The sequence below is a fragment of the Streptomyces sp. NPDC041068 genome, from assembly GCF_040647455.1.
Lineage (GTDB): Bacteria > Actinomycetota > Actinomycetes > Streptomycetales > Streptomycetaceae > Streptomyces.
Map to the genome: position 1 here is coordinate 177,349 of NZ_JBEZCG010000005.1, position 24,831 is coordinate 202,179.

23 protein-coding genes are annotated in these 24,831 nt (G+C 71.9%); 5 read left to right on the forward strand and 18 right to left on the reverse strand.

Annotation, left to right across the window (positions count from 1 at the left end):
- Positions 1–46: 46 nt before the first annotated feature.
- From AB0B50_RS13200 to AB0B50_RS13265, 14 genes are all read right to left on the reverse strand, one after another.
- On the reverse strand, positions 47–355 hold the full coding sequence (locus AB0B50_RS13200; RefSeq protein WP_362329583.1) for a hypothetical protein: 309 nt from the start codon (positions 353–355) through the stop codon (positions 47–49).
- A complete protein-coding gene (locus AB0B50_RS13205; RefSeq protein ID WP_362329586.1) occupies positions 336–1,817 on the reverse strand; it encodes a VCBS repeat-containing protein in 1,482 nt (493 codons plus the stop codon). The genes AB0B50_RS13200 and AB0B50_RS13205 overlap by 20 nt, the downstream gene beginning before the upstream one ends.
- 23 nt (positions 1,818–1,840) lie before the next feature.
- A complete protein-coding gene (locus tag AB0B50_RS13210) occupies positions 1,841–3,181 on the reverse strand; it encodes a VCBS repeat-containing protein (protein ID WP_362329589.1) in 1,341 nt (446 codons plus the stop codon).
- 209 nt (positions 3,182–3,390) lie between these two features.
- A complete protein-coding gene (locus AB0B50_RS13215; RefSeq protein ID WP_362329592.1) occupies positions 3,391–4,329 on the reverse strand; it encodes an aromatase/cyclase in 939 nt (312 codons plus the stop codon).
- A 391-nt stretch (positions 4,330–4,720) separates the two neighbouring features.
- Positions 4,721–4,987 carry an acyl carrier protein gene (locus AB0B50_RS13220; RefSeq protein WP_362329595.1) on the reverse strand — a complete coding sequence of 89 codons (267 nt, stop codon included), beginning with the start codon at positions 4,985–4,987 and terminating at the stop codon, positions 4,721–4,723.
- Between the two features lie 38 nt (positions 4,988–5,025).
- Positions 5,026–6,264, reverse strand: coding sequence for a ketosynthase chain-length factor (locus AB0B50_RS13225; protein ID WP_362329598.1), 1,239 nt, complete (start codon positions 6,262–6,264; stop codon positions 5,026–5,028).
- Positions 6,261–7,529, reverse strand: a complete 1,269-nt coding sequence (locus AB0B50_RS13230; protein ID WP_362329601.1) for a beta-ketoacyl-[acyl-carrier-protein] synthase family protein — start codon at positions 7,527–7,529, stop codon at positions 6,261–6,263. Before AB0B50_RS13230 ends, AB0B50_RS13225 begins: the two co-directional genes overlap by 4 nt.
- A 79-nt stretch (positions 7,530–7,608) precedes the next feature.
- Complete coding sequence (locus AB0B50_RS13235) at positions 7,609–8,136, reverse strand: nuclear transport factor 2 family protein (RefSeq protein WP_362329604.1); 528 nt, start codon at positions 8,134–8,136, stop codon at positions 7,609–7,611.
- Positions 8,133–8,636: a hypothetical protein gene (locus AB0B50_RS13240; RefSeq protein WP_362329606.1), complete on the reverse strand. Its 504-nt coding sequence runs from the start codon at positions 8,634–8,636 to the stop codon at positions 8,133–8,135. Before AB0B50_RS13240 ends, AB0B50_RS13235 begins: the two co-directional genes overlap by 4 nt.
- A gap of 213 nt (positions 8,637–8,849) precedes the next feature.
- Positions 8,850–9,761 carry an NmrA family NAD(P)-binding protein gene (locus AB0B50_RS13245; RefSeq protein WP_362329607.1) on the reverse strand — a complete coding sequence of 304 codons (912 nt, stop codon included), beginning with the start codon at positions 9,759–9,761 and terminating at the stop codon, positions 8,850–8,852.
- A 133-nt stretch (positions 9,762–9,894) separates the two neighbouring features.
- A complete protein-coding gene (locus AB0B50_RS13250) occupies positions 9,895–10,878 on the reverse strand; it encodes a zinc-binding dehydrogenase (protein WP_362329610.1) in 984 nt (327 codons plus the stop codon).
- Positions 10,879–10,997: 119 nt separating this feature from the next.
- Positions 10,998–12,674, reverse strand: coding sequence for a CocE/NonD family hydrolase (locus AB0B50_RS13255; protein WP_362329613.1), 1,677 nt, complete (start codon positions 12,672–12,674; stop codon positions 10,998–11,000).
- A 106-nt stretch (positions 12,675–12,780) separates the two neighbouring features.
- On the reverse strand, positions 12,781–14,124 hold the full coding sequence (locus AB0B50_RS13260) for an MFS transporter (protein WP_362329616.1): 1,344 nt from the start codon (positions 14,122–14,124) through the stop codon (positions 12,781–12,783).
- Positions 14,125–14,486: 362 nt separating this feature from the next.
- The gene (locus tag AB0B50_RS13265) at positions 14,487–14,984 is read right to left on the reverse strand and encodes a MarR family transcriptional regulator (protein ID WP_362329619.1); all 498 of its coding nucleotides are present in this window, start codon (positions 14,982–14,984) and stop codon (positions 14,487–14,489) included.
- Between the two features lie 207 nt (positions 14,985–15,191).
- Between AB0B50_RS13265 and AB0B50_RS13270 the strand changes: the two genes are divergently transcribed.
- Genes AB0B50_RS13270 through AB0B50_RS13280 form a run of 3 tightly spaced genes read left to right on the forward strand, consistent with a single transcriptional unit; the run spans position 15,192 to position 17,739 of the window.
- On the forward strand, positions 15,192–16,247 hold the full coding sequence (locus tag AB0B50_RS13270) for an LLM class flavin-dependent oxidoreductase (RefSeq protein WP_362329622.1): 1,056 nt from the start codon (positions 15,192–15,194) through the stop codon (positions 16,245–16,247).
- Positions 16,244–17,209, forward strand: coding sequence for a 3-hydroxyacyl-CoA dehydrogenase NAD-binding domain-containing protein (locus tag AB0B50_RS13275; RefSeq protein ID WP_362329625.1), 966 nt, complete (start codon positions 16,244–16,246; stop codon positions 17,207–17,209). The genes AB0B50_RS13270 and AB0B50_RS13275 overlap by 4 nt, the downstream gene beginning before the upstream one ends.
- Entirely contained in the window at positions 17,206–17,739 is a 534-nt protein-coding gene (locus AB0B50_RS13280; RefSeq protein WP_362329627.1) for a flavin reductase family protein, read from the forward strand. Before AB0B50_RS13275 ends, AB0B50_RS13280 begins: the two co-directional genes overlap by 4 nt.
- A gap of 168 nt (positions 17,740–17,907) precedes the next feature.
- Here AB0B50_RS13280 and AB0B50_RS13285 read toward each other — a convergent pair whose 3' ends face one another.
- Positions 17,908–18,702, reverse strand: coding sequence for a 3-oxoacyl-ACP reductase (locus AB0B50_RS13285; RefSeq protein WP_362329630.1), 795 nt, complete (start codon positions 18,700–18,702; stop codon positions 17,908–17,910).
- Positions 18,703–18,998: 296 nt separating this feature from the next.
- Positions 18,999–19,820 carry an AfsR/SARP family transcriptional regulator gene (locus AB0B50_RS13290; RefSeq protein WP_362329632.1) on the reverse strand — a complete coding sequence of 274 codons (822 nt, stop codon included), beginning with the start codon at positions 19,818–19,820 and terminating at the stop codon, positions 18,999–19,001.
- A gap of 335 nt (positions 19,821–20,155) precedes the next feature.
- On the opposite strand from AB0B50_RS13290, the gene AB0B50_RS13295 reads away from it, so the two are divergent.
- On the forward strand, positions 20,156–21,361 hold the full coding sequence (locus AB0B50_RS13295; RefSeq protein WP_362329635.1) for a histidine kinase: 1,206 nt from the start codon (positions 20,156–20,158) through the stop codon (positions 21,359–21,361).
- A 54-nt stretch (positions 21,362–21,415) separates the two neighbouring features.
- On the opposite strand, the gene AB0B50_RS13300 is transcribed toward AB0B50_RS13295, so the two are convergent.
- Positions 21,416–22,060 (reverse strand): response regulator transcription factor, encoded by a 645-nt coding sequence (locus AB0B50_RS13300; protein WP_362329638.1) that lies wholly within the window; start codon positions 22,058–22,060, stop codon positions 21,416–21,418.
- Positions 22,061–22,214: 154 nt separating this feature from the next.
- Here AB0B50_RS13300 and AB0B50_RS13305 point away from each other — a divergent pair, with 154 nt between their 5' ends.
- Positions 22,215–23,132 (forward strand): MBL fold metallo-hydrolase, encoded by a 918-nt coding sequence (locus tag AB0B50_RS13305; RefSeq protein ID WP_362330400.1) that lies wholly within the window; start codon positions 22,215–22,217, stop codon positions 23,130–23,132.
- Positions 23,133–23,294: 162 nt separating this feature from the next.
- On the opposite strand, the gene AB0B50_RS13310 is transcribed toward AB0B50_RS13305, so the two are convergent.
- A complete protein-coding gene (locus tag AB0B50_RS13310) occupies positions 23,295–24,734 on the reverse strand; it encodes a VCBS repeat-containing protein (protein WP_362329641.1) in 1,440 nt (479 codons plus the stop codon).
- Positions 24,735–24,831 lie beyond the last annotated feature (97 nt).

Here is a 24,831-nt window from a genome sequence, read left to right on the forward strand (position 1 = left end):
CCCCTATCTCAGGGCGTCGTGGGAACAATTCCCTGCAGGGCCTGGACTACTTCTTCCAGTCACGCAGCCCCTCCTCGGAGCCGTGGGCGACCGAAAGGGTCTGTGTGGTGCGGCCGTTGGACCGTACGTCGAGGCGTGTGCCCAGGATGGTCACGTAGTCGTCGTAGCCGTCGCCGTTGACGTCGTTCGGCGAGGCGTTCTTCGCGGCCTTGCCCGCGGGCGGCTTGCCGTGCGGCTTCGCGCCGTTGCCGTCTCTGCCCTCCCCGCCGAACACACCGCAGCCGGTGAGCAGTACGGCCGTGCAGCACAGGGTGACGGCGGTGCGCCGACTGACGTCATTCGAGGGTCGGTCCACCGCTCACATCCTCGGAGGTGAAGTACTGCACCTGTGCCGGATCCAGTCCGTCGGCCGTGCCGCGGAAGGCAAGGAACGCGGACATCCGCTCCTTGCTCCGCCTGCCGCTGCCCCGCTCGTGCTCCCGGGGCTCCCACTTGTCGGCGTACACGACGACGTCCTGCCGTCCGTCACCGTTGAGGTCGAGCATGGCGTTCGCGTCGAATCCCGACCACCTGTCGGGGCGGCCCGTTCTGCTGGGCAGGCCTTCGGCCGTCGGGTCGACGGTCTGCCGGTCGGCGATGCGGGGGCCCTCGTCGCCGCCGGGCAGCAGGGTGAGCTGCCCGCCGATCCGCCCGCGCGGGTCGGCATCGCCGACGAGCAGGTCCGGCCTCTCGTCGCCGGTGACGTCACCGACCTGGGGGCCGGAGCCCCACAAGGAGCTTGCGCGCGAGGGGAGTTGCAGCCTCGTCGCGGGCCGCCCTCTGCCGAGCCCGTTCCTCGAACCGTGGATCACGGTGACCTGCCCGGGGCTCTCGGCGCCGCCCGCGTAGCCGTCGTCGTCCACGCCGGAGGCGACCACGTCGCTGATGCCGTCGCCGTCCACGTCGGCGATCGTGCCGCCGCGGACCCCGTCGGCGGTCGCCATGGACTCGTACAGGTCCGGTCGCACCGCGGGCCCCGGCACCAGGCCCTTCGTGCGGTCTCCCCGCAGGTAGGCGATGGAGGTCAGGTCCTCAGGGGCCGTGTCGTCCTGCTCGACGTCGAAGTCGTAGAAGAGGAGCGCGTCGGTGCGCCGGTCGCCGTCGACGTCCCCGGTGACGGCCGTGCGGGGGCTGATGAAGCCGTGCTGCCCGAGGTCCAGGGGGATGCTGCGGGAAGGGCTGCCATCGCGGGTGAAGGGGCCGAGCAGGACGGCTGCCGGGTCCTGCTTCGGCTCCATCGCGGTGATGTCGCCGCTGCCGCCGCGCCCGCCGTCGATCAGGTCGGCGGCGCCGTCGCCGTCGAAGTCGCCGACCGCGAGAACCCGTGTCGCCGGGGACAGTTGGAGCGGCCGAGGCCCGGAGAGGCCGCGCGGGCCGCCGTGCATCACGAAGGTCTGCCAGTCGTCGGACTCCATGCGCGAGCCGATCAGGTCGGTGAATCCGTCGCCGTCCAGGTCGGCGCGGTGCAGCGCGGCGAAGAGCTCGTCGTCGCTGCGGCCCCGCAGGCGGTCGGCGGAGCCCGTGAGGAGCCCCTTCTTCGAGCCGTAGACGACGGTGAGCGTGGCCCTGCCGCGGTCGTCGTGCAGGCCGTCGGCGTCGAGCACGGCGGCGTAGTCGTCGTACCCGTCCCCGTTGAAGTCCCCCGGATCGGGCCGCTCGGCCGCCTTGCCGACGGCGGGGGACCCCTTCAGCGGCGGGTGAGGGCGGCTGCCCTGCTCGGCGCCCCCGTCGTCGGACCCGCATCCGGCCAGCAGCGCCGCCCCGCAGCACAGGGCCACGGCCGCGCGGGCCCGCCTGCTCGTCAGCCCTCGCTCAGAGATAGGAACTCCTCGGTGGAAAAAGTCAGTTGGGGCTTGTGTGAGACCAGCTCCCCGCTCTTGAGGCCCGGGTGGACGCCCACGACGTCCTGGCCGTCGCCGCGGTACGTCCGCAGGACCAGGTCGGCGCGCCTGTCGCCGTCGAAGTCCGCGACCTGGAGGACCTCCGTGGTGCCCTTGGCGGAGGGCACCACGGTCGCCGTGGCGTTGGCGGCGATCCCGGACGTACGTCCCCTGAAGACCCGCACCTCTCCCGCGCCGCCGCCGCTTCCGCTGCCCCCGCCGCTCATGACCAGCTCGCTCAGGCCGTCCCCGTCGAGGTCGCCCGCGTCCACGGCCACGTCCTTGGCCTCCAGGGTGCCGCGCAAGGTGCCCGGCACCTCGTAGCGCAGGGCGACGCCGCGCGGTGAGGCGATCGCCGCGTCCATGCCCTTGCCCTTGCCGAAGCGGCCGAACGCGATGTCCTTGCCCGCGGGGAAGAGCACCCCGGTCTCGTCGGGGCCCTTGGGGCCGCCGAGGACGAGGGCACCGGCGGCGGCGCCCGTGGCGCCCGCGGCCTTGCGCACGAGCACGTCGTCGTAGCCGTCGCCGTCCACGTCGGTGGCCCTGCCCGTGACGAGGGCGTCGCCGGGCGCGACGAGGGGCTTGCCCGCGGCCCGCGGGGCGCCGCCGCGCTTGAACGGGCCGCGCAGGAACGTCATGCGGGCCCCGCTGGCATGCAGCACGAGGTCGTTCGCGCCGTCCCCGTCGAAGTCGCCGCACACCGGCTGGTCCGGCCAGTCGTTGCCGAAACGTGCCTGCGCGGGGACCTTCAGCTGCACGGCCTTGCCGACGAGGCCCTTGGGCGAGCCGAAGAGGATCTGCAGCGGCACGGGCGGCTGGCCCTGGCCGTTGTAGGGCGGGTCGGTGGAGACCAGCAGGTCGGTGAAGCCGTCCTTGTCGAGGTCGCAGGCGGCCTCGGAGTCGAAGGCGGCGGGCAACTGGCCCTTCGTACGCGCTCCGTTGGCGTGGGCGCTCAGCAACTGCCGGGCGCCGGGGCGCAGTCCGGTGCGGGAGCCGTAGACGATGCCGATGCCCGCGTCGTCGCCGTGGTCGCGGTGCACGAGATCGTCGAGTACGAGATCACGGGCGCCGTCACCGTTGAAGTCGTCGTCGACCTTGCTGCCCTCGCCGCGCGGCACGGGCTGCTGTGCCGCGCCCTTGCCCGCCATGCCCACGGGGCGCTCGTCGCCGTTCTTCGCGCCGCCGCTGTCGCCGTCGTGGCTGCCGCAGCCCACGAGGAACAGCGCACAGCCGAGCGTGCCCGCGGCGAGGCGCATCGGCATGCCGCGCCGTCTTTCTCTCCGTATGCCCGTCATAACCCCGACCCGACCCGCCCCATAGACAACAGCCGACAACAGCCGACGACAACCAGCACATGATGCTCCTGCTGTGCGGAGCCGTTAAGTCCGGCGGGATGCCGCTTTGGTCACTTGTCGGTCACGCAGGCCGGACCCGGTCTCTCCGAGTCCGGCCCGACCGGGGCTCGGGCCGCTCAGACCCGTACCGCTGCCGCGTGCTGGAGGGTGGTGGCGCTGTTGCGGCCCAGGGCCTCGCGGATGTAGGTGCGGGCGTCGGCGAGGGTGGCGTCCGGGCCCAGTACGTCGGTGACGGCTTCGGGGGCCAGGGCCACGGTGTGGCGGGCGGTGGCGAGCGGCCCTTCGGGGCCCTCCGCGAAGGTCCACTCGCCGCTGTGCCCGGCGAGCAGGGCCGGGGTCAGGTGCTGCTTGTACGCGATCCAGCCCGGGGCCTCGGTGATGCGGGTGGAGCGGGTGGTGTGCGTGGAGCCGTCGGCGGTGGTGGTGTCCATCTCCAGGTGCTGGATGCCGGGCCGGGGCTCGGTGAGGTCGGCGCGCGCGACGTGCGGCAGGCGCTGGGCCCACAGGTCGGCGCGGTCGACGAAGGCGTAGGCGTCGACGGCGGGGCCGGTGAGCGGGACGGTGTCGGTGAAGGCGAAGACCACGTCGTCCACGGGGTGGCCGCTTTCGGCGACCCGGGCGAGTGCGGCCAGTTCGCGGGTGCTGTTGGCGTCCATGGCGCGGGTCATCGCGTCGAGCGCGGCCGGGTCGTCGTCGACGACCGAGAAGCGGTGCCGCAGCACGATCTCGGTGGTGCCGTCGGGCAGTTCGCGGAACAGCCAGCAGCCGGACATCGCGGTGACCGGGGGCCTGCTGTGCTCCTGGCGGAAGGAGATGTACCGGCGGGCCGGGTCGAGGGTGCGGCGGGAGGTCCAGTGGGCGACCTCTTCGCCCACCGTGGCCCAGATCTCGAAGCGCTCGGTGCGTTCGCCGCGCGCCAGGTGGCGTACGGCGACGGTGGGTTCGAAGACGGCGGGCCACCGGGTGACGTCGGCGACCAGGCCGTACAGGGCGGCGGCGGGGGCGGCGACGGTACGGGTGTGCTCGACCCGGTGCAGGGTGGCGGGACGGGGCATGGTGCTCTCCTGGATGGGCACGGCAGCGGGGCCCGCACGGCGCGGACCCCGCGGTGCGGGATGGTCGGAGGAACGGCGGCGAAGCCCTGCGGGCCGACGGGCGCCGGGGCGGACCGGGGCCGCCGCCCGGCTCCGGTGAGGGCTGGGTCGGGACGGCGGCCTGGTCGCGGCTCCGGTGAGGGCTGGGCCCGGTTGGCTGCCGGGTCCGGCGGTGGCCGGTCGGGGCCGGATGCCGGAACCGGTCCACGGCTGGGCCCGGATGCCGGAGCCGGTCCACGGCTGGGCCCGGACGGCGGCCCGGTTCCGGACGGGGACGGGCGGACGGTGGTCGGGCTCCGGCCGGGTGGAGACGGGCGGCAGTTGGGACCGGGCCGGCCCGTGGTGGTGCGGCTCAGGCGGCCGCGGCCGTGGCGGTGCTGTTGATCAGGGCGAGGAGGGCCCGGGGGGTGTCGGCCTCGGCTACGGCCTCGTCGGAGAGGGAGACGCCGGTCTCGCGCTCGATGGCGGCGGCGCTCTCCATCAGGGCGAGGGAGTCGTAGCCCAGGTCCTCGAAGGACACGTCCAGGATGTCGCCGCCGAGGTCGACGCCGTCGTCCTCGCCCGCGCTGGTGACCAGGACGCGGCGCAGATCGTCGAGGGTGAGGGGAAGCTGTGCCATGGGGTTTCTCCTAGGAGAGGGAAGAAGGGTGGGGCGGGTCAGGCGGCCGGTGCCGTCACCACGACGGCCGAGTTGAAGCCGTGGCGGCCGCGGGCCAGGATCAGGGCGGCGCGCAGGGCGGCCCGGCGGGGCTGGTCGAGGACCAGGTCCAGGCCGTACTCCTCGGGTACGGAGGCGGTGTGCGCGGTGTGCGGGACGACCTGGTCCCGCAGGGCGAGCAGCGCCGCGGCGAGGTCGGCGGGGCCACCACCCGCGGTGAGCCGCCCGGTGAGCGACTTGGGTGCGGTGACGGGGACGCCGTGCGCGCCGAACACCTCGCGCAGGGCCTGGGCCTCCGCCCGGTCCAGGTCGGGCAGCCCGGCGCCGTCGGCGAAGACGACGTCGATGTCAGAGGGGATCAACTCCGCGTCTGCCAGGGCCAGTTCGATGGCGCGGCGCAGCCCGGGAGGCCGTCCGCTGCCGGGAGCCGGGTCGAAGGTGGCGGTGTAGCCCGCGATCTCGCCGTAGATCCGCTCGGCGCCGCGCGCCCGTGCCGATGCGGCGTCCTCGGTGATCAGGACGGCGCCGCCCTCACCCGGTACGTATCCCGCGGCCCGGGAGTCGAAGGGCAGGTAAGCGAGAGCGGGGTCGGTGACGGTGCTGACCCGGCCGCCGGCGAGCTGCGCGGTGTAGCCCCAGGGGTCGAAGGCGGAGTCCACGCCGCCGGTGAGGACCAGGCGGGTGCCGCCGCGTACGGTGCGCCGGGCGTGCCCGATCGCGTCCAGGCCGCCGGCCTGTTCGGCGACCAGGGCGGCACTGGGGCCGCGCAGGCCGTGCCGGATGGAGATCTGGCCGGTGTTGACGGCGTAGAACCACGCGAAGGACTCGTACACGCTCACGAACTCCGGGCCCTTGCTCCAGAGTTTGTGGAACTCGCGGTGGGTGAAGTCGAAGCCGCCCTGGGCGGTGGAGGTGACCACGCCCATGTCGTAGTCGGCCAGCGTCTCGGCGGTGTCGGGGCCGATCCCGGCGTCCGCGAGGGCCCAGTCGGCGGCGGCCAGCGCGTAGCGCGTCGAGGTGTCGGTCTGCGGCAGGAGGCGGGAGGGCAGATGCTCCTTGGGCTCAAAGTCCCGTATCTCTCCCGCCAGTTGGGATGGATAGCCGGAGGCGTCGAAGCGGCTGATGCGGTCGATGCCGTTCTCGCCCGCGAGCAGCGCCTTCCAGTACTCCTCGCGCCCAAGGCCGTTGGGAGCGGCCACACCGATGCCGGTGACGACCGTGCGTGCGGTGCTGCTCATGCGGTGGTCACCTCCGGGCGGTGCAGGACCATGGCGCTCTGGAAGCCGCCGAAGCCACTGCCGACGGTCAGTACGGTGTCGGTGCGCTGTTCCCGGGCGGTGAGCGGGACGTAGTCCAGGTCGCACTCGGGGTCGGGCGTGTGCAGATTGGCCGTCGGGGGCACGGTGTTGTGCTCGATGGCCAGCAGCGAGGCGGCGATCTCCACGGAGCCGATGGCGCCCAGCGAGTGGCCGACCATGGACTTGATGGAGCTGATCGGCACGTCGTAGGCGTGCTCGCCGAGGCTGCGCTTGAAGGCGGCGGTCTCGTGCCGGTCGTTCTGCTTGGTGCCGGAGCCGTGCGCGTTGATGTAGTCGATCGCGGTGGCGTCCAGGCGGGCCTGGCCGAGCGCCGCGCGGATGGCCTCGGCCATCTCCCGGCCGTCCTTCTTCAGGCCGGTCATGTGGTACGCGTTGCAGCGCGTGGCGTACCCGCCGACCTCGGCGTAGATGTGCGCGCCGCGGGCCTTGGCCGCCTCGTACTCCTCGAGGACGAACATCGCCGCGCCCTCGGCGAGGACGAAGCCGTTGCGGCTGCCGTCGAAGGGCCGCGAGGCGTGCGCCGGGTCGTCGTTGCGCGTGGTGGTGGCCTTGATCGCGTCGAAACAGGCGACGACGATCGGCGAGATGGGGGTGTCGGTGGCGCCCGCGAAGACGACGTCCGCGCTGCCCTCGCGGATCAGGGACACCGCGTGGCCCACGGCGTCCAGGCCGGAGGTGCAGCCGTCGGAGACCATGGTGACCGGGCCCTGGGCGCCGACCTCCCAGGCCACCTCGGCGGGCATCACGCCGGGCGAGAGGTAGTCGAACATGTACGGCGAGAGGTGCGCGGGGTCCACCAGCCAGTCGCGGCCGGAGTCCGACATCACCAGATACTCGTTCTCCAGGCTGGTCGCCGAGGCCACCGCGCTGCCGAGGGTGACGGCGGTGCGGTAGGGGTCGAGACGCTCGCGGTCCAGGCCGCTGTCGGCCAGCGCCTCGCGGGTGCAGACCACGGCGAACTGGGTGGCCCGGTCCATCCGGCGGATCTGCTGCGGGCCCAGGCCCTCGGCCGCCGCGTCGAAGTCGACCTCGCCGGCCACCTGTGAGCGGAACGGCGCGGCGTCGAAGAAGCTGATCGAGCGGGTGGCGGTGCGGCCCTCGCTGAGCAGGCTCCAGAACTCCTTGGTCCCGGACCCGCCCGGCGCGCGCACGCCGATTCCGGTGATCACCACGCGTCGGGTCACGATGTGGCTCCTGCGGTGCGGTGCGGGGTGTGTGGGACTTGCACGTGCATGGTGGGGATGCGCTCCTCGTTTCGGGACATCAGTCGTAGGTCACATGCCGGGACTTCAGGTGGATGCCGTCCGGTCCTTCCACCACCACGTCGTTGACGACGCAGCTGGGCCACACCTCGGGGCGTTCGCCGGACCGGGTGCGCACGATCAGCGCGTAGACGGTGGAGCGGTAGGTGCCGTCGTCCTGCGGTTCGAGCAGGACCTGGCTGAAGTAGTGGCGGCGCTGTACGGGGTCGGCCTCGTACTTCTTGTTGAACTCGAGCAGTTCGGCGAGGATCCCGGCCCGGGTGCGGGCGGGCTCGGTGCCGGGGGTGTGCTGGAAGACGCCGTCCTCGGTGAAACTGTCGGCGTACTCCGGAAAGCGGCCGGCGTCCAGTGCCTGCATCTGGCGGGCGTAGAACTGGACGACTCGGGAGTGGAGGCGCTCGTCGACGGGCTGGTGGGCCCGGGTGTCCTGCGCCTGTGCCTGCTGCACGTCCTTGGCCTCCTGGGTGGAATGGCGGATGGCGGCCGTGGCCGTGTCCGGCTGCCCGAACACGGCCACGGGCCCGGTCACTTGGCGATGCGCTTGCCGGTGATGGTCACGTCGAAGGTCTCCAGGACATTGCCGTCCAGGTCGGTGCGGTGGGAGATGCCCGAGGTGGAGAAGGTGTCGCCCTTGAGCGTGCCGGTCTGGTCGGCGACGATCCGGAAGGTCTCCTTGCCGTCCACGTAGATGGGGTGCTCCAGGTGGAAGGTGAAGGTGCCGTCGTCCTTCAGCTGCCAGGTGCCGGTGCCGACGTAGGCGTTGTCCTCGGGGATCATCTTGAAGGTGCCGTCGGCGTAGAAGTAGTACACGGGCTCGACGACGTTGCCGTTGGCGACGCCCTTGACCTGCCAGGTGCCGACCGCCGTCTGGGCGGCGGACTTGGCGGCGGCCGTCGGGGCGGCGCTGTCGGCCGCCGAGGCGGCGGAGACACCGAGGCCGGCCAGGGCGGTCACGGCCACCGCCGCGATCGCGCCGGAGCGCAGGGCCACTCGACGGGTACGGGTCGCGCGGCGCACAGAATTCGTCACGGTAACTGCCTTTCCGAAAAAGGGAAGTCGTGGGAATCGGATGCGGCCGACCCCCGTCGTGACGGAGTCTTCTAAGACGCCCTGGAGTCCGGTTCAAGCCCTCCTGGAGCGGTACCGCGAGAAGCGGAAAAACGACCGGCGGACCCGGTGTGCCGGGCCCGCCGGTCGTGGCGAGTTCTCTTTACGAACGCAAAGGCGTCACCGCGGGAACAATCAGGCGCTGGGCGCCGTCGCGCGGACGAACTCCTCGGTGGAGGTCGGCTTGACCTCCGGGTAGCGGGCGTTGTCGAGGGTGTCGAACTTGGCCTTTCCGTTCACCATGCCCCACTGGTACTGCAGGGCCACGTACTCGAAGGGGTTCTCGGTCTTGGCGGCGCGGCGCTCGATCTCCGCGCGCAGCTCGTCCGCCGTACCCAGGGTCTTGAACTCCAGCTTGCGGCCCGTGGCGCGCTCGACGGCGGCGTGGAACTGACGCATCGAGACGACGTCACCGGCGAACCGCAGCGGGCCCGCGGGCAGCGACGCGTCGAGGGCGGCGGCCACGGTGTAGGCAGCGGTGTCCTTGACGGTGGTCAGGTCCTGCGGCTGGTCGGGGTCGCCCCAGTGGGAGAAGGTGTTCTTCTCCCAGTCCACGATCTGCATGAAGGTGGTCATCACCTCCAGGAAGGCGCCGTTGAGTACGGAGATCACCTTCAGCGAGGTGCCCTCGAAGCGCTGGGCGGCCCGCTTGCGCATGTCGATCATGAAGTTGTCGCCGATGTCGAGCTTGAAGATGTCGATGGCGAAGTCCGAGGGGATGAACCGGGTGGCCCCGGCCTTCTCGGCGGCGCGCAGCAGGTTGACCTGCCCGTCCTCGATGGTCTCCGGGCCGCCCTGGACGGCGGAGATGACGGTCTCGATGCCGTCGAGGCGCTCGGCGAGACGGTCGACGGGGTCGGTGATGTCACCCTCGACGACCTCGAGGCCGCGGGCCTGCAGCGCGCTGATGGCGTCCTTCTTCTCGCCGGTCAGACCGGGGCGCACCAGGGCGCGGACGGCCTCGCCGCGGTCCAGCAGGCCGCTGACGATCTGGCTGCCGAGCAGTCCGGTCGCGCCGACCACGATGATCTTTGCCTGAGGTGCCATGTGCTGTTCTCTCCTCTTGCTTGAGTGGCTGATTGCCACGGGGTTTTGCGCTGTGTTGTGTAGCTTTGCGCGTTGCGGATGGCGCCAAATCCCCGTACGCATACGAGAGTTGACGGTGCCCTGCGGGGTGTGCTCAGGGAATGAGTAGCGTCTTGCCGACCGTCGTACGTTCCTCGACGGCGGCGTGCGCGGCGGCCGCCTCGGCCAGCGGGAAGCGCTGGCCGATCACCGGCCGGATCTTCTTGGCCACCGCGAGGTCCAGGACCTCGCGGACCAGTTCGTGGGCGAGGGCGGGCCGGTTCCAGATCTGGCCCGCGGTGAACCCGGTGAGGGTCAGCCCGCGGCCGAGCAGCTCGCCGGGGGCGAAGTCCACCGGGGTGCCGCTGGAGAAGCCGTAGAAGACGAAGCGTCCCGAGCCGCCGGTGAGCAGTCCGAACGCGGACCGCGAGAGGGGGCCGCCGATGTGGTCGTAGACCACATCGACGGTGCCGCCCGCGGCCGCCCGCACCTGCTCCTCCCAGCCGGGCCTGGAGTAGTCGACGGCGTGGTCCGCGCCCAACTCCTTGACCAGAGCCAGCTTGTGCTCGCCGCGGGCGGTGCCGATCACGGTCCGTACGCCCGCGGCCTTGAGCAGCTGGACGAGCACGGTGCCGACGGCGCCGGCCGCCGCCTGCACGAGCACGGTGTCCAGCGGGTCCACCCGCCCGGAGCGGACCAGGCCCGCCGCGGTGGCGCCGTACCGGTAGAGCGCCAGGGCGTCCTCGGTGTCCAGCGCTTCGGGGATCTCGATGACCGAGTCCGCGGGCACGACGGCCTTCTCGGCGTAGCCGCCGACGCCCGCGGTGGTGGCCAGGACCCGCTTGCCGACCAGCGCCTCGTGCTCGGCCGAACCCGCCGCGCCGACCTGCCCCGCGATCTCCTTGCCGAGCACCACGGGGAAGGGCGCGCCGCCCAGGATCTGGCCCATCTTGCCGGAGCGGACCTGGGTCTCCAGGAACTGGATGCCGATGGCCGCGGTGTCCACCGTGACCTCGCCGGCGCGGGGGACGGGGTCGGCCACCTCGCCGGGCCTGAGGGCCTCGGGCCCGCCGAATTCGTGCAGAAGTACCGCGCGCATGGGTAGTGCACTCCTCTACTCAGGGACGAAACAAAGGAATTGGGAAATCAAGAGGTCGAAGGGCTGGGCTGACCGAGGGGGAGGAGGGGGCCGCTCGCTCGGCGAGGGGCCTCGCTCCCTCACTCGTCGGCGACCACCGGCACCAGCAGGTGCGAGTCGTAGGTGCCCCCGGTGTGGATGATGTGCTCCCCGGCGTTGCGGGTCCGCTCGTGCCCGGGGAGCACGTCGGTCATGAAGTCGCTGCCCTGGACGACGAGTTCGAGGGTCTCCCCCGCCTCGAAGAGGGTCGAGGAGGGCCAGATCTCGATCTCCACCGGGACCGGCACGCCCGGCTCCAGCAGCTCCTCCCGGTCGTGCGTGTGCCACGGCTGCCAGGGCGTGGAGCGGGCCTCGTCCAGGGCGCGGTGGCTGGCCCGCTGCCAGCCCAGGGCGATGGGGCCGTTGTCGTAGAGCGCGAAGAAGGGGAAGACGACCTCGTGGCCCGCGGAGTCGAACTTGCGCAGGACGACGAAGAGGTCCGCGTCCCGGGCGCCGTCCGCCTCGATCCACAGGCGCAGCTTGCTGTGCCCGGTCAGGCGGGTGCGCTCGGTGAACGTGTGGCGGAAGGTGGCCCTGTTGTCCTCGCCCGTGGCGGGGTAGCGGACGCTGGCCTCGGTGACCCGCGGCTTGTCGGCGAGCCTGGCGGACGCCGCGTCCAGATGCAGCGCCGTGTACTCGGTACGGGCGATGGGCCACTCCCGCTCCTGGGCGAAGTAGCCCTCGGAGTGCCGCTCGCGGACCTCGGTGAGGACCTTGGGGCGCTCGGTCCAGCCGCTGTCGAGGCCCTTGAGCGCCCAGTCGAAGAACGTGCGCTGGTTCTCCAGGCTGTCCGGCTCGTAGTAGTACTGCCAGGTCTTGCGGCCGTGCACCTCAAGCCACTTCTCGCGCGAGGAGATCCTCTTGAAGCCCTCCATCGTGCCGCGGCCGTGCAGGCCCTGGTTGGACCAGCTGGCGACGACGTACGCGGGGACCTCGACGGACTCCAGGTCGGCGGCCTTGGTCTGCCAGTACGCGTCGTAGAAGGGGTGCTCGGCGTGCAGCGTCTCCAGGTCCTCCACGCGGGTGGTGGAGTAGCCGAGGCTGCGCCGGGCGAACATCTTCATGAAGCCGGACTCCGGGATGCCGCCGTGGTAGGCGACGTCGCGGTAGAAGTCGGTGAGCCCTTCCCAGGGGTTGATGGCCGCCAGGTGCGGCGGCTTGCTGGCCGCCACCCGCCACTGCGAGATGCTCAGGTACGAGACGCCGGACAGGCCGACCTTGCCGTTGGACCACGGGCGGGTGCCCGCCCACTCGATGGCGTCGTGGTGGTCGCGTATCTCCTGGTCGGAGAAGAGGGTGTAATCGCCCTGGGACCACCAGGTGCCGCGCGGGTCGACGTAGACGACGGCGTAGCCGTGCGGGCACCAGAACGCCGGGTCCGGGGCCTCGATCGCGCAGTACTCCGACAGCCATTCGTGGCGTACGCCGCTGGTGGGGGTGCGGCTGGGGGCGGTGGGGCGGCCGCCGTGCTTGCCGTACGGGCCCCACGACAGGATGACGGGCAGGTCGGCGTCGACGCCCTCGGGCCGGTAGACGTTGGCGTACAGCTCGATGCCGTCGCGCACGCGGATGGCCACGTCGTACTCGATGTGCAGGCCGTTCTCGGTGACCGTGCGGGGCGCAAAGCCCGGGTAGTTGCCGTCGGCGAGGTCGTTGGGCTCGCGGAAGACGAGGGGCAGGTCCGCGGTGAGGTCGGGGGACGGGTTCTCGGTGCTCATGACGCAGTCCTCAAGTTTCGTGTCAGTCAGGGGAGTTCAGTGCCGGTGCCTGGGCGTGACCGGGAGTTCGGTGCCGGTGTCCGTGCCGGGCGTGACCGGGAGTTGCTCAGCGCGGGTGCCGGTGCCGGGGCAGGATCAGCGCCGCGAGAGCGCCGGCCGCGACGAATCCCGCGGCGACCCAGAAGGCCAGGCCGTATCCGGAGACCAGGGCATCGGGCGGGGCGGCCCCGTCGGCGGATTCCGCGTGGATGCGTGCGGTGGACAGCGTGGTCAGGACCGCGAGGCCCAGGGCGCCGCCGATCTGGCGCGAGGTGTTCAGCAGGCCGGAGACCACGCCCGCGTCGGCCGGGGCGACGCCGGAGGTGGCGGCGGTGGCGACCGGGGTGAAGACCAGGCCGACGCCCGCGGCCATCAGGGCGCCGGGCACCACCACCATCAGCACGAAGTCGCTGTGCGGGGTGAGTTGGGCCTGCCAGATGAATCCTGCGAAGGCGCTGAGCGCACCGGCCGCGATCAGTGGCCGGTGGCCGACGCGGTGCACCAGGCGGGAGCTGATCCTGGCGCCGACCACGACCATGACGGTGTGCGGGATGAACGCCAGGCCCGCTTGTACGGGGCTCAGGCCCAGCACGTCCTGGACATACAGCGAGACGAAGTACCACATCGACAGGAAGGCGGCGTTCATCAGCAGGCCGACGAGATTGCCGCCGGTCACCGGGCGGGAGCGGAAGACCCCGAGGCGGATCAGCGGCCGCTTGGCGACGCGGGCCTCGATCCACAGGAACAGGGCGAGCAGGACGACTCCGGCCGCGAGCGGGAGCAGGAACTGCGCCGAGCCCCAGCCGTGCTCAGCGGTCTGCACGATGCCGTAGACCAGCGCCATCAGGGAGAGCGTGACGGTGATCGCGCCGGGCACGTCGAGGCGCCGGGGTCCGCTGTCGCGGCGGTCTTCGAGGGCCCGTGCGGAGCCGATGATCAGGGCGATGCCGATGGGGATGTTGACCAGCAGGACCCAGCGCCAGGACAGATATCCGGTCAGGAGGCCGCCGCTGATGGAGCCCACCGCCCCGGCACCGCCGGCCACCGCGCTCCACAGGCCGAGCGCGGCCGAGCGGCGCGGGCCTTCGGGGAAGGTGGTGGTGAGCAGGGCGAGGGTGGCCGGGGAGAGGGCGGCGGCACCGATGCCCTGCACGGCGCGGGCCGCGATGAGCAGCTCGGGGGTGGTGGCGAGCCCGCCGGCCAGGCTCGCGAGGGTGAACAGGGCGATACCGGCGATGTAGACGCGCCGCCGTCCGAAGAGGTCTCCGGCGCGGCCGCCGAGCAGCAGGAACCCGGCGAAGGTGAGGGTGTACGCGTTGACGACCCATTGCAGGTCGGCGGGGGTGAAGCCGAGGCCGCCCTGGATGGAGGGCAGCGCGACGTTCACGATGGAGACGTCCAGCAGAACCATGAACTGGCCCAGGCACGCGAGGGTGACGATGACCCAGGGGGGTGCGGGCCGGCGGCCTCCGGGGGTGGTGCCGGTGCGCTCAAGTGCGGTGGGGGGCCCACCTGTCGGGGGCAACTGCGAGCCGTCCGCCGGGGCTAACCCCGAGCCGTCCGCGGGGGCTAACCCCGAGCCGTCCGCGGGGGGTGCCTTCGTGCCACCTGTCGGGGCTGACTCCGAGCCGCCTGTCGGGGCTGACTCCGAGCTGCCCGCCGGGAGTACCTTCGCGCCACCCGCCGGGGCTAACTCCGAACCGTCCGCCGGAGGTATCTCCGAGCCCCCCGTCGGGGGTAACTCCGCGCCTTTCAGCGGTCCTTCCGCCACGATCAGTGCTCCCGCTTCTTGATCTCGTCCGCGAGCGACTCCAGGCTGTCCGCCAGGTGTCCGACGTCCTGGCCGTCCCAGCCGGTCATCAGCTCGGCGACCGCCTTGGCGCGGGCCTTCCACAGCTTCCTTATGGCCAGCCGGCCGGTGCGGGTGACCTTCACCAACTGCGCCCGCCCGTCGGTCGGATCGGGCGAGCGCTCGATCAGGTCCTGGGCTTCCAGGCGCTTGGCGGGCGGCGTGAGGGTGGACTTGTCGACCTCCATGACCTCGGCGAGTACGGACAGCCGTACGGGGCCGTTCATGGAGATCTGGGCGAGCAGGGTGTAGTCCCCGAGCGAGAGCCCGAGGCCGGAGTCGGCCATGATGCGGCGCCGGCTCGCGGTGGAGAACATCCAGTTGCCGACGGCGGCGAGCGCCCCGGCGACCCGGTCGGTGTCCCGATCGGTGTCCCGGTCGGCGCCTTGGTCCGGCGTCGGCGGACGGTTGTCTTCCCGCACTGCGTTCCCCCAAGAGGTTGGTTGGGCCAAACCAACTATTAGGCATGACCCGCCTGATGCGCAACAGCATTCGGGGACCGACCTCACCTGGGCAAGCGTGATCCACCATCGCTCGATGCGGCGTCCAGCCCGGCGCGAGCCGCCCCTGTGACCGTCACCGTGACCCCGGCAGATCAGCTCAGCGTGAGGTGCGATGTGGAATTCGGTGTGACGTTCTTCCCGAGCGTGGGCCCCAAGGACAAGGCCGCCCATACCTACTACGACGAGGCTCTGGGTCTGATCGAGCGCGCCGACGAACTCGGCTACGCGCACGTGAAGACCATCGAGCACTACTTCTTCCGCTACGGCGGATACAGCCCGGACCCGGTGACGTTCCTGACCGCCGCGGCGGCACGGACGAGCCGTATCCGCATCACCACGGGCGCGGTCATCCCGGCCTTCACCCACCCCGTCAAGCTCGCGGGCAAGCTCGCGATGCTGGACAACCTCTCCCACGGACGCCTCGACGTCGGCTTCGGACGGGCCTTCCTGCCGGACGAGTTCGAGGCGTTCGGCGTGCCGATCGACGAGAGCCGCGCGCGGTTCGCCGAGGGCCTGGAGGCCTGCCGTCGGCTGTGGACCGAGGAGGACGTGATCTTCGAGGGCGACTTCCACCGGTTCGGCCCGGTCACCCTCCAGCCCCGCCCGTTCCAGCGCCCGCACCCGCCGATCTACGTCGCGACCGCGATGAGCCAGGACTCGGTGGAGGAGGCGGGGCGCAAGGGCTACAACCTGCAGCTGGTGCCCGCCACTTCCAACCGCGAGCGGACCCGCGAACTGATCGACGCCTACCACGCGGCCCGTGCCTCCGGCGGCCACCAGGGCGCGGGCAAGGTGCAGTTGAGCTACCCGTGCTACGTCGCCGAGGACGGCGCGGAGGCGCGCCGGCTCGCCCGGTCCGACGAGGAGCGCTACAACGAGCGGCTCGGTGAGGCGGTCCAGGCGTGGGGACGGGTGGCCAGCAGCGCCTACCCCGGCTACGACAAGATCCTTGCCGCGACGAAGAACTACGACTTCGACACCAAGCTCGGCGACCACAAGCTGCTCGCGGGCTCGCCCGAGGAAGTGCGGGCCCAACTCGCCACGATCCAGGGTTGGTTCGGCGACGACATCACCGTCAGTCTGACCGTGCACTCCGGCCTCCTTCCGGTGGAGAAGTCCCGGCGTACGGTGGATCTGTTCGCCGCCGAGGTGGCGCCCGCGTTCACCGCGAGCACCCGATGAGCTCGGTGGTCCCCGTACGCCGGGCCACCGTCGTCGGCGCCGGGACGATCGGCCTTGCCTGGACCACCCTCTTCCTCGCCCACGGCCTGCACGTCACGGTCAACACCCGGCGGGCGGACGCCGAGCAGGCCGTGCGCGAGGGGGTGGAGCTGTTCGCGGCGACGCTGCCCGAGGGCCCGGCGGATCCGGAACAGCTGCTGCGGTGGCTGACGATCGAGCCGGACGTGGCCAAGGCGGTGGCCGAGGCCGATGTGGTGCAGGAGAACGTCCGGGAGGAACTGGCCTACAAGCAGGAGCTGTTCGCCCTGATCGAGCGGTCCGCGCCCGCGCACACGCTGCTGCTGTCCTCCAGCTCGTCGCTGGGTGCGGACGACATCGGCGCGACGCTCGGGGACCCCTCGACGCTGCTGGTCGGGCACCCCTTCAACCCCGCTCACCTCGTGCCGCTGGTGGAGGTGATCCCAGGCGCCCGCACCGCCCCCGAGACCGTGGCACGCGCGGAGGACTTCTACCGATCGCTGGGCAAGACGCCCGTCGTGCTGCGCGCGCCGGTCACCGGCACGGTGGCCAACCGGCTGCAGTCGGCGCTGCTGCGGGAGGCCGTCCACCTCGTACTGGAGGAGATCGTCACGGTCGACGAGCTGGACGCGGCGGTGACCGGCTCGCTCGGTCTTCGCTGGGCGACCGTCGGGCCGTTCGAGGCGTTCCACCTCGGCGGCGGCCCCGGCGGGCTGCGCCGGATGCTGGCCGCGGTCGGCCCGAAGATCGCCAAGGAGTGGGAGCACCTGGGGAAGCCGCAACTGGACGACGCGGCAGTCGAGTTGCTCGTCCGGCAGGCCGAGAAGGCATTCGGCACCGATTCCTACCCACGGCGCGCCGCCGAACGGGACGCCCGCCAGATCGCCGTGCTCGGCGCGCTGCGTGACCTCGCCGCGCGCCACCGTGAGGAGGGGGCCCCGTGACCCATCTGGCCGAGGCCGCCCCGCAGGCGGCCGCAGCGCTCGACCCCGCGCACTTCCGCGCGACGATGGCACGCTTCGCCAGCGGCGTCGTGGTGGTGACCACCCGGGACGCGCACGGCGTACCGCACGGCTTCACCGCGAGCTCGTTCTGCTCGGTGTCGCTGGACCCGCCGCTGGTGCTGGTGTGCCTGGCCGAGACGTCCCGCTCCTTCGAGGTGTTCCGTACGGCACAGGAGTGCGCGATCAGCGTGCTCGCCGAGGACCAGGGCGAGGTGGCCCGCCGCTTCGCGTCCAAGAGCGCGGACAAGTTCTCCGGCCATCCGTTCGCCGCGGCGGCCAACGGCGCGCTCGCCGTGCCGGGCGCGCTCGCGGTCGTCGAGGGCCGGATACGGCAGCGGCACCCGGCGGGCGACCATGTGATCCTGGTCGCCGAGGCCCGCCGCACGCAGTGGCGCGAGGGCCGGCCGATGGCGTACTTCGGCGGCGACTTCCACCGCCTCGACGACCAACAGGTCGTCGCAGACAAGTAGTTGGCCGTCTCCGGGGGAGGGGCTGTCCCTGGGGTGCCCGGCTCCAGGTCGCCCGCCTCCAGGTCGCCCACCCCCGGCTGACCACCTAGCAGTTGACCAATGCCGAAGCAGCGGCGCGGCACCCCTCTCCGGGATGCCACGCCGCTGCTTTGTGCGTGCGCTGCCCGATCAGTAGTTCCCCAGGCCGCCACAGACGTTGAGGGCCTGCGCGGTCACCGCGGCGGCGTCGTCGCTGACCAGGTACTCGACCATCGCGGCCACCTCGCGGGTCTCCACGTAGCGGCCGAGCGGCACCCGGGCCGTGATGCGGTCGAAGGTCTCCTTCTCGCTGACGCCCCAGATGCCGGAGTAGTGCTCGCGCACCCGCTCGGCCATCGGCGTCTCCACGAAGCCGGGGCACACCGCGTTGACGGTGATGCCGGTGCGCGCAAGCTCCAGGCCCAGTGCCTTGGTGAAGCCCACCACGCCGTGCTTGGAGGCGGAGTAGGGCGCGGCGTGCACCACGCCCTGCTTGCCGCCGGTGGAGGCGATGCTGATGATCCGGCCGCGGCCCTTCTCGCGCATGCCGCCGGCGTTCAGCACCTCCTTGGTCACCAGGAAGACGCTGTTGAGGTTGGTGTTGATGACATCCAGCCACAGCTCGTCGGGGATGTCGGCGGTGGCGCCACCGCCGCTGCGGCCCGCGTTGTTGATCAGGATGTCGACGGGGCCGTAGCGCTCGACGGCCGCCCGCACGAAGCCGCGGATCTGGGCCGTGTCGGCCACGTCGGCCACCGTGCCGTCGACCTCTAGGCCCTCCTCGCGCAGCTCCTTGAGCAGTACGTTCAGCCGCTCCTCGTCGCGGGCGCAGATGAAGGTACGGGCACCGAGCCCGGCCAGCCGCCGGGTGATCTCCAGGCCGATGCCGCTGGTCGCGCCGGTGACCAGGGCTACGGGAGCGGACGGGGTGGATGCGGTGGACATGGGACCTCCAAGGGTCGGGGGCGGCACGAATACGCGGCGAGCGTGCGGCAGCGGGCTCGAGCGGGACTGGAGGAGATATGGACTGGAGGAGATGAGGAGGCATGGGCTGGAGGAGATATGGACAGCCCTGTCGGCGCCGCCGTCAGCCGGGCGCACAGGCCGCTCTCCAGCGGGGATCCAGCGGGGTGCGCCAGGGTGGTCCGGCCGGGCCCGGCACGGTGGCCGCATCCGGCCGCACGGGCGCCGAGCACCCACCGAGGGAGGAGGCCCGCACAGAAGTGCCGGCTGTCGAGGCCCTACCTGCTGAGCACCGCGCCCGGCAGCCCCGCAAGGCCCGCCGAGCGCTGGATGCCGGACACGTCGCCGCCGAGGACCGCCTGGTGCAGCCGCTGCAGCCGCGGCGTCGGCTCCACGCCCAGCTCGCCGGCGAGGGTCTCGCGCAGCCTGCGGAACTCGTCCAGGGCGCGCCACGGGCTGCCCAGGTGGTAGAGCGCGGTCATCAGGTGGGCGCTCAGGTTCTCGTTCAGGGGGTGGCGCACCGTCAGCATGCGCAGTTCGGAGATGAGCGAGGCATAGCGGCCCAGCATCAGATCGGCCCGGATGCGCTGTTCGAGGACCTGCATGCGGTCCTCCTCCATGCCGATGGCCTCCAGTTGCAGCAGCGGACCGTGCGGGATGTCGGCGAGCGCCGGGCCGCGCCACAGGGCGAGCGCGTCGCGCAGCAGCACGGCGGCCTGCCGGGCGTCGCCCGCCTCCATGGCGGCGGTGCCGCCGACGACCAGGTCGCGGAAGCTGTAGAGGTCGTGTGCCGCGGGCTCGACGGCGAGCCGGTAGCCGCCGAACGAGGTGGTCAGCACGTCCTTGGCGCGCAGCGTCGCATCACGGGGCAGCGCCGCCGTGATGCGACGGCGTAACTGGAGAATGTAGGTCTGCAGGGTGGTGGCGGCGCTGCGCGGCGGGGCCGCTCCCCATATCTCCTCCATCAGCGTCTCCTTGGGGACGGTGCGCCCCGCCTGGAGGGTGAGCAGCGCAAGGACCTGACGCGGCTTGCCCGCGGTCGGAACGATCGATTCCTGGTGGTACTGGACGGACAGCGGGCCCAGAACTGCTACCTGCACGGCTGTGACTCCGATCTGTTGGCGACCTCGTGGTCCGACTCTTGGTCCGAACCTTCTGGGGTGACGTGCTGGAGCATCGCACCGGCGGCGAGCGTGCGCCCAGTGAGGCCGCCATGAGCCGCGCCGTGAATTCCCCCGCGCGGTACCTGTGAATTTCGCATATGGCCAAGCGGTTCACTCGGTGCAAACCGGGCAACGGCAATGCGGCCGTGCACGTGTCATCAGGTCGTCAAAAACTTGATAGTTAATGAATTAACTCAGCCGCCATAGTGCGGACACAGTGCTACGTATGCTGTTAAACGAGGAGGGTTTCATGTGCAGCGGAGGGGGATTACATGGAGCGCAATGCCCGATTACGAGACCTGGCCTGGCCGTCCGGGGCCGTAATTCCGGGTCTGCAGTGCGGACTTGGGCTCATCGGTCTCTGCTACGGGGAGTCCCCGGCGCTTTCCGGCTGGCCGGATTCCTGTCGGTGGCTGCTGTGTCTGGCCGGGCTGCTGGCTCTGCAGTGGGTGCACGGCTCGCCCGCGCTGGACGGATTCGTGCGCAAGTGGGGGGCGGCCACGCTCGCACTGCAGGCGGTGCTCACCTTCGTACCGGCACTGGTGTGGCACGTGAGTTGGCCCGGTACGGCCGGGTTCCTGGCGGGCAGTGTGGTGACCCTGCTGGGCCGCCGCTGGCTGGGCTGGGCGGCGTTCGGCACGGTGGCCGCCGGTTCGTGGGCCTCCGAGCAGTCGGCGGTGCCGCGCGGCCCACACCCCTGGATCACCGCGTCGGTCACCGTCGTGATCGGTCTTGTGGTGCACGTCGTGATGGACGGGTTGCGGCGCAGTGCGCAGCGCCGGGCCGAACTCCTCGCGCTGGAGCGCCGGGCCCGGCAGGAGGAGCGCGAGGAGATCGCGCGTGAGCTGCACGACCGGTTCGCCAGCCCGCTGACCGCCGTGACCCTCAAGTGCGAGACGGTGGCCAGGACCTTGTCCCGGGAACCGGAGTGCGCCCGGCGGCAGTTGAGGGACGTGGTGCGCCTGGGCCGCGAGACGCTGGCCGAACTGCGGGCCACCGCGCGCGGCTACCGCGATCTTTCGGTGCGCGACGAACTGGAGTACGCCAGGCTGCTGTTGACGGACGCGGGCGTTGCGGTGGTGCTGAACAACGAAGCCCCGCCGCCCGACAGGGACGCGGCGGAGGTGCTGGCCATCGCCGTCCGCGAGGGAGTGGCCAATCTGCTGCGGCACAGCGACGCCACCTGCTGCCGCATCCAGCTGCGCCAACTGCACGACGGCAGCACGGTGTTGACGATGGGCAACGACGGAGTGCGGCGTGACGGCGCGGGCGATCCGCGCGAAGGGGCCGGGCTGCGCAACCTCTCGCTGCGCACCGCGAGCATAGGCGGCCGGTGCAGGGTGGCGGTCTCGCACACGGGGTGGTTCACCCTCACGGTGATGTGTCCGACGCTGCCGGGCGACCGGCAACGGGCGCTGTGCAACCTGCAGAAGGAGAGCGGCGGCTGCCCCGAGGTCGCCGCGGACGTACGGGTGTGAGACCCACCGGGGCGGCGGCGGGTTCCGGCCGCTGCCCCGTCCCGCCCCGCCCCGTCAGTCGGCCGGCTGCCGGTCCGCGCCCGAGGAGACCGGCAGCAGCCAGCCCGCCTCCTGCGCCAGGCGCACCGCGTCCTGCCGGGTACGGGCCCCGAGCTTGGACACGGCGTTGCTCAGATAGTTGCGTACGGTGCCCAGCGAGAGCCCCACGGCCGCGGCGATGCCCGGCACGGAGTGCCCGGCGGCGGCCAGTTGGAGCACTTCGGTCTCGCGCGGGGTGAGCGGATTGCGCGGGCTGCGCCAGGCGTCCATCAGCAGCGTGGAGTCCACCACCCGGCGCCCCGCCGCCACCGCGTGAATGGCCTGGGCGAACTCGTCGGGCGGGGTGTCCTTGAGCAGATAGCCGTCCACGCTCAGGTCCATGGCCCGCCGGATCACCCCCGGCCGGTCGAGGCTGGTGACCAGCAGGATGCGGCACTGGGGCAGCTGTTCGCGCAGTTGGGCCGCCGCGTCCAGGCCGCTCATGTCCGGCATGTTGACGTCCAGTACGGCCACGTCCGGCCGATGCTTGAGGGCAAGTGGCAACACGGCACGACCCTCGCCCGTCTCCGCGACGATCTCCACCCCGTTCTCGGAGCGCAGCAGCATCATCAAAGCCCCGCGAATGAGACTTTCGTCCTCGGCCAACAGAACTCGTATCACAGCCCCGCATACCCCCCAGATCTGCTGTCGCGAGCATAGTCCAAGGCCATTACACGCAATCGTCGGAGCGGGCGCCGCCGTCGCCCGCTCCAGCCGGGCTCCATCCGCTGAGCCGACCATGAGCGAGATCGACGACATGCTTGAGGAGACCGGTATGGCTGATGTGATGCAGGGGATCGAAGCCCGCCTGGAGGAGGTCGCGGACGGGGTGTTCGGATACGTCCAGCCTGATGGGGGCTGGTGTCTGAACAACGCGGGGATCATCGTCTCCGGTGGCGAGGCGGCGCTGGTGGACACCGCCGCCACCGAGGCCCGCGCCCGCGCGCTGCGCGCGACCGTCCTGAAGGTGGCCCCGGCCGCCCCCCGCACGCTGGTGAGCACCCACTTCCACGGAGACCACACCTTTGGCAACTTCGTCTTCCCCGAGGCGCTGGTCGTCGGTCACGAGCGGACCCGTACGGAGATGACCCAGGCCGGGCTGCACCTGACCGGGCTGTGGCCCGACGTGTGCTGGGGCGACATCGACCTGGTGCCGCCCGCGCTGACCTTCACCGACCGGCTGACCCTGCACGTGGGCGGCGTCCGGGCCGAGCTGATCCACCTCGGTCCCGCGCACACCAGCAACGACACCGTGGTCTGGCTGCCCGAGCAGCGGGTGCTGTTCGCGGGCGACCTGGTGATGAACGGAGTGACGCCCTTCGTGCCCATGGGGTCGGTGCGGGGGTCGCTGGACGCGCTGGCCGCCCTGCGGGAGCTGGGGCCGCGCACCGTCGTCCCCGGGCACGGCCCCGTCGCGGGCCCCGAACTCCTGGACGACGCCGAGCGGTATCTGCGGTACGTGCGCGAACTGGCCCGGCAGGCCATGGCCGCGGACCTGTCCCCCGTCGCCATCGCCCGGGAGACGGACCTCGGGCCGTACGCCGGGTGGCTGGACTCCGAGCGTCTGGTACCAAATCTGCACCGCGCCATCGCCGAGGAGCGCGGCGCCGAGCCCGGGAGCCCGGTCGACATGACGGCGCTCTTCGGCGAGATGATGGACTTCCACGGCGGGCTTCCGGCCTGTCACGCCTGAGCCACCTCCTGCTCTGTCCGCTGGGGGCGGCCGGGCAGGCGCGTCCCGGACGGGGCACGCCAGGTCCCCCCCGGCCGCTTCCCGCCAACCTCGCTCAGCCCACTGGAGCACCTCTGGACCGGGGCTCGGACGCCGGGCCGTCGGTCCGTCCCGGTCGACGACTCAGCTTCCGAAGCCCAGTTCGTCCAGGGAGACATGGCGCGTGGCGCGCGTATCGAGCCCCGAAGGGCTGCCGGGGAACACCCACAGGCCGGTCCTCTTCACGCCGTCCCGGGGTCCCGCGACGACGTCCGCCCGCCCGTCGCCGTCCACGTCGAGCAGGGGTCCAAGGACGCTGAGCCGGTGCCGTACGTAGGTGGTGTCCTCGGGGTTGGGTTCGCGGTTGGCGCCGGGCACCCCGGGGGACTCCAGGTCGACGGTCCGCAGACGGGTGCCGGGGCCCGCGTGGGCGATGTCGGGCAGGAGGACGACCAGGCCGTGGCTGTTGTTGCCCTCGGGCATGCCGAACACCAGGTCCTGCTTGCCGTCGCCGTCGACGTCCCCGACGGTGCGGTTGGTGAGGCCGCTGCCGGTTCGGGGTTCCAGGCCGGGTACGCGGTCGAAGGAGACGCCGCGCGGATCGCTGCCGCCCGGCGCCCGGTTCACCGAGACGCCGAGCTTGCCGGTGTAGGAGTCGTAGCCGGCCGACAGGAGCTCGTCGTCGCCGTCCCCGTCGACGTCGGCCGGGGTGCCCGCGTACAGCTCCCCTGTGCGGTCGCCCGAGCCCCGCACGAACCGCGGCCCGTCCTCGGAGCCCCGGTAATGGTGGGCGCCCCGACCGTAGTTGACGCCGTCGCCCTCCATGTCGGGGTCGGTCCACCGCAGCCACACCGTCAGCTCGCTGCGCCCGTCGCCGTCGTAGTCGGCCGAGGTCGACCGGTACGGCAGGCTGTCCTTCGGGAGCTGCTCGTCGAGTTCCTTCTCGCGCGCGGGCTTCCCGTCCCGCCCGAAAGGACCGAAGTGCACGCGCCCCGCCGTCGCGTCCGGCTCCCCGAGGCGGAAGACGTCCGCGCTGCCGTCGCCGTCGAAGTCGCCGACGCTGCCGAAGTCGACGGAGGACGTGTCCAGATCGCGCACCCGCTGCTTCCCCGTGGCCAGTTCGCGCGGCCCGGTGACACCGCGCGCGCCGCCCCACAGCGCCCACTGCCGCCCGTCGGCCGGCGTCGCCACCAGATCGGTGAACCCGTCGCCGTCGAGGTCGTCGCGGTGCAGCAGCGTCCGCGGATACGTGCCGCCCCTGCCACTCGGCCCCGGCAGCCGCACCACCGTGCGGGTCTCGGGGTCGGCGCCGCGCTTCGATCCGTACACGACGACGAGGCGTCCGGACGTGACGGCGGCGATGTCGTCGTACCCGTCGCCGTTCAGGTCGCCCTCGCGCGGCTTCTCGGCGGCCTTGCCCGCGGCCGGCCGCCGCGCGTCCTCCCGGCCGTCCCCGCCCTTGCCGTCCCCCGGACCTGTGCAGGAGGAGAGCAGCAGTACGGCACACGTGGCGAGGACGCCCCGACGTATCCCCGGACTTGGACTTGGGCTTGGAGTTGGACTTGGACCCGGACCTGGACGCATGAGGTCAACGTACGCACGCGTGGATCACGGACCGGCCGCCTCCACGCAACAGGCCGGTCCCGCCCGAGGGCGGAACCGGCCTGAACTGCTTTCGGCT

Excerpts from the sequence above, each read along its gene's own strand:
- AB0B50_RS13210 (WP_362329589.1), bottom strand. The coding sequence starts at position 3,181 with ATGCCGATGCGCCTCGCCGCGGGCACGCTCGGCTGTGCGCTGTTCCTC.
- AB0B50_RS13215 (WP_362329592.1), bottom strand. The coding sequence starts at position 4,329 with ATGCCCCGTCCCGCCACCCTGCACCGGGTCGAGCACACCCGTACCGTC.
- AB0B50_RS13220 (WP_362329595.1), bottom strand. The coding sequence starts at position 4,987 with ATGGCACAGCTTCCCCTCACCCTCGACGATCTGCGCCGCGTCCTGGTC.
- AB0B50_RS13225 (WP_362329598.1), bottom strand. The coding sequence starts at position 6,264 with ATGAGCAGCACCGCACGCACGGTCGTCACCGGCATCGGTGTGGCCGCT.
- AB0B50_RS13245 (WP_362329607.1), bottom strand. The coding sequence starts at position 9,761 with ATGGCACCTCAGGCAAAGATCATCGTGGTCGGCGCGACCGGACTGCTC.
- AB0B50_RS13250 (WP_362329610.1), bottom strand. The coding sequence starts at position 10,878 with ATGCGCGCGGTACTTCTGCACGAATTCGGCGGGCCCGAGGCCCTCAGG.
- AB0B50_RS13255 (WP_362329613.1), bottom strand. The coding sequence starts at position 12,674 with ATGAGCACCGAGAACCCGTCCCCCGACCTCACCGCGGACCTGCCCCTC.
- AB0B50_RS13260 (WP_362329616.1), bottom strand. The coding sequence starts at position 14,124 with ATGGTTCTGCTGGACGTCTCCATCGTGAACGTCGCGCTGCCCTCCATC.
- AB0B50_RS13275 (WP_362329625.1), top strand. The coding sequence starts at position 16,244 with ATGAGCTCGGTGGTCCCCGTACGCCGGGCCACCGTCGTCGGCGCCGGG.
- AB0B50_RS13285 (WP_362329630.1), bottom strand. The coding sequence starts at position 18,702 with ATGTCCACCGCATCCACCCCGTCCGCTCCCGTAGCCCTGGTCACCGGC.
- AB0B50_RS13295 (WP_362329635.1), top strand. The coding sequence starts at position 20,156 with ATGGAGCGCAATGCCCGATTACGAGACCTGGCCTGGCCGTCCGGGGCC.
- AB0B50_RS13305 (WP_362330400.1), top strand. The coding sequence starts at position 22,215 with ATGGCTGATGTGATGCAGGGGATCGAAGCCCGCCTGGAGGAGGTCGCG.
- AB0B50_RS13310 (WP_362329641.1), bottom strand. The coding sequence starts at position 24,734 with ATGCGTCCAGGTCCGGGTCCAAGTCCAACTCCAAGCCCAAGTCCAAGT.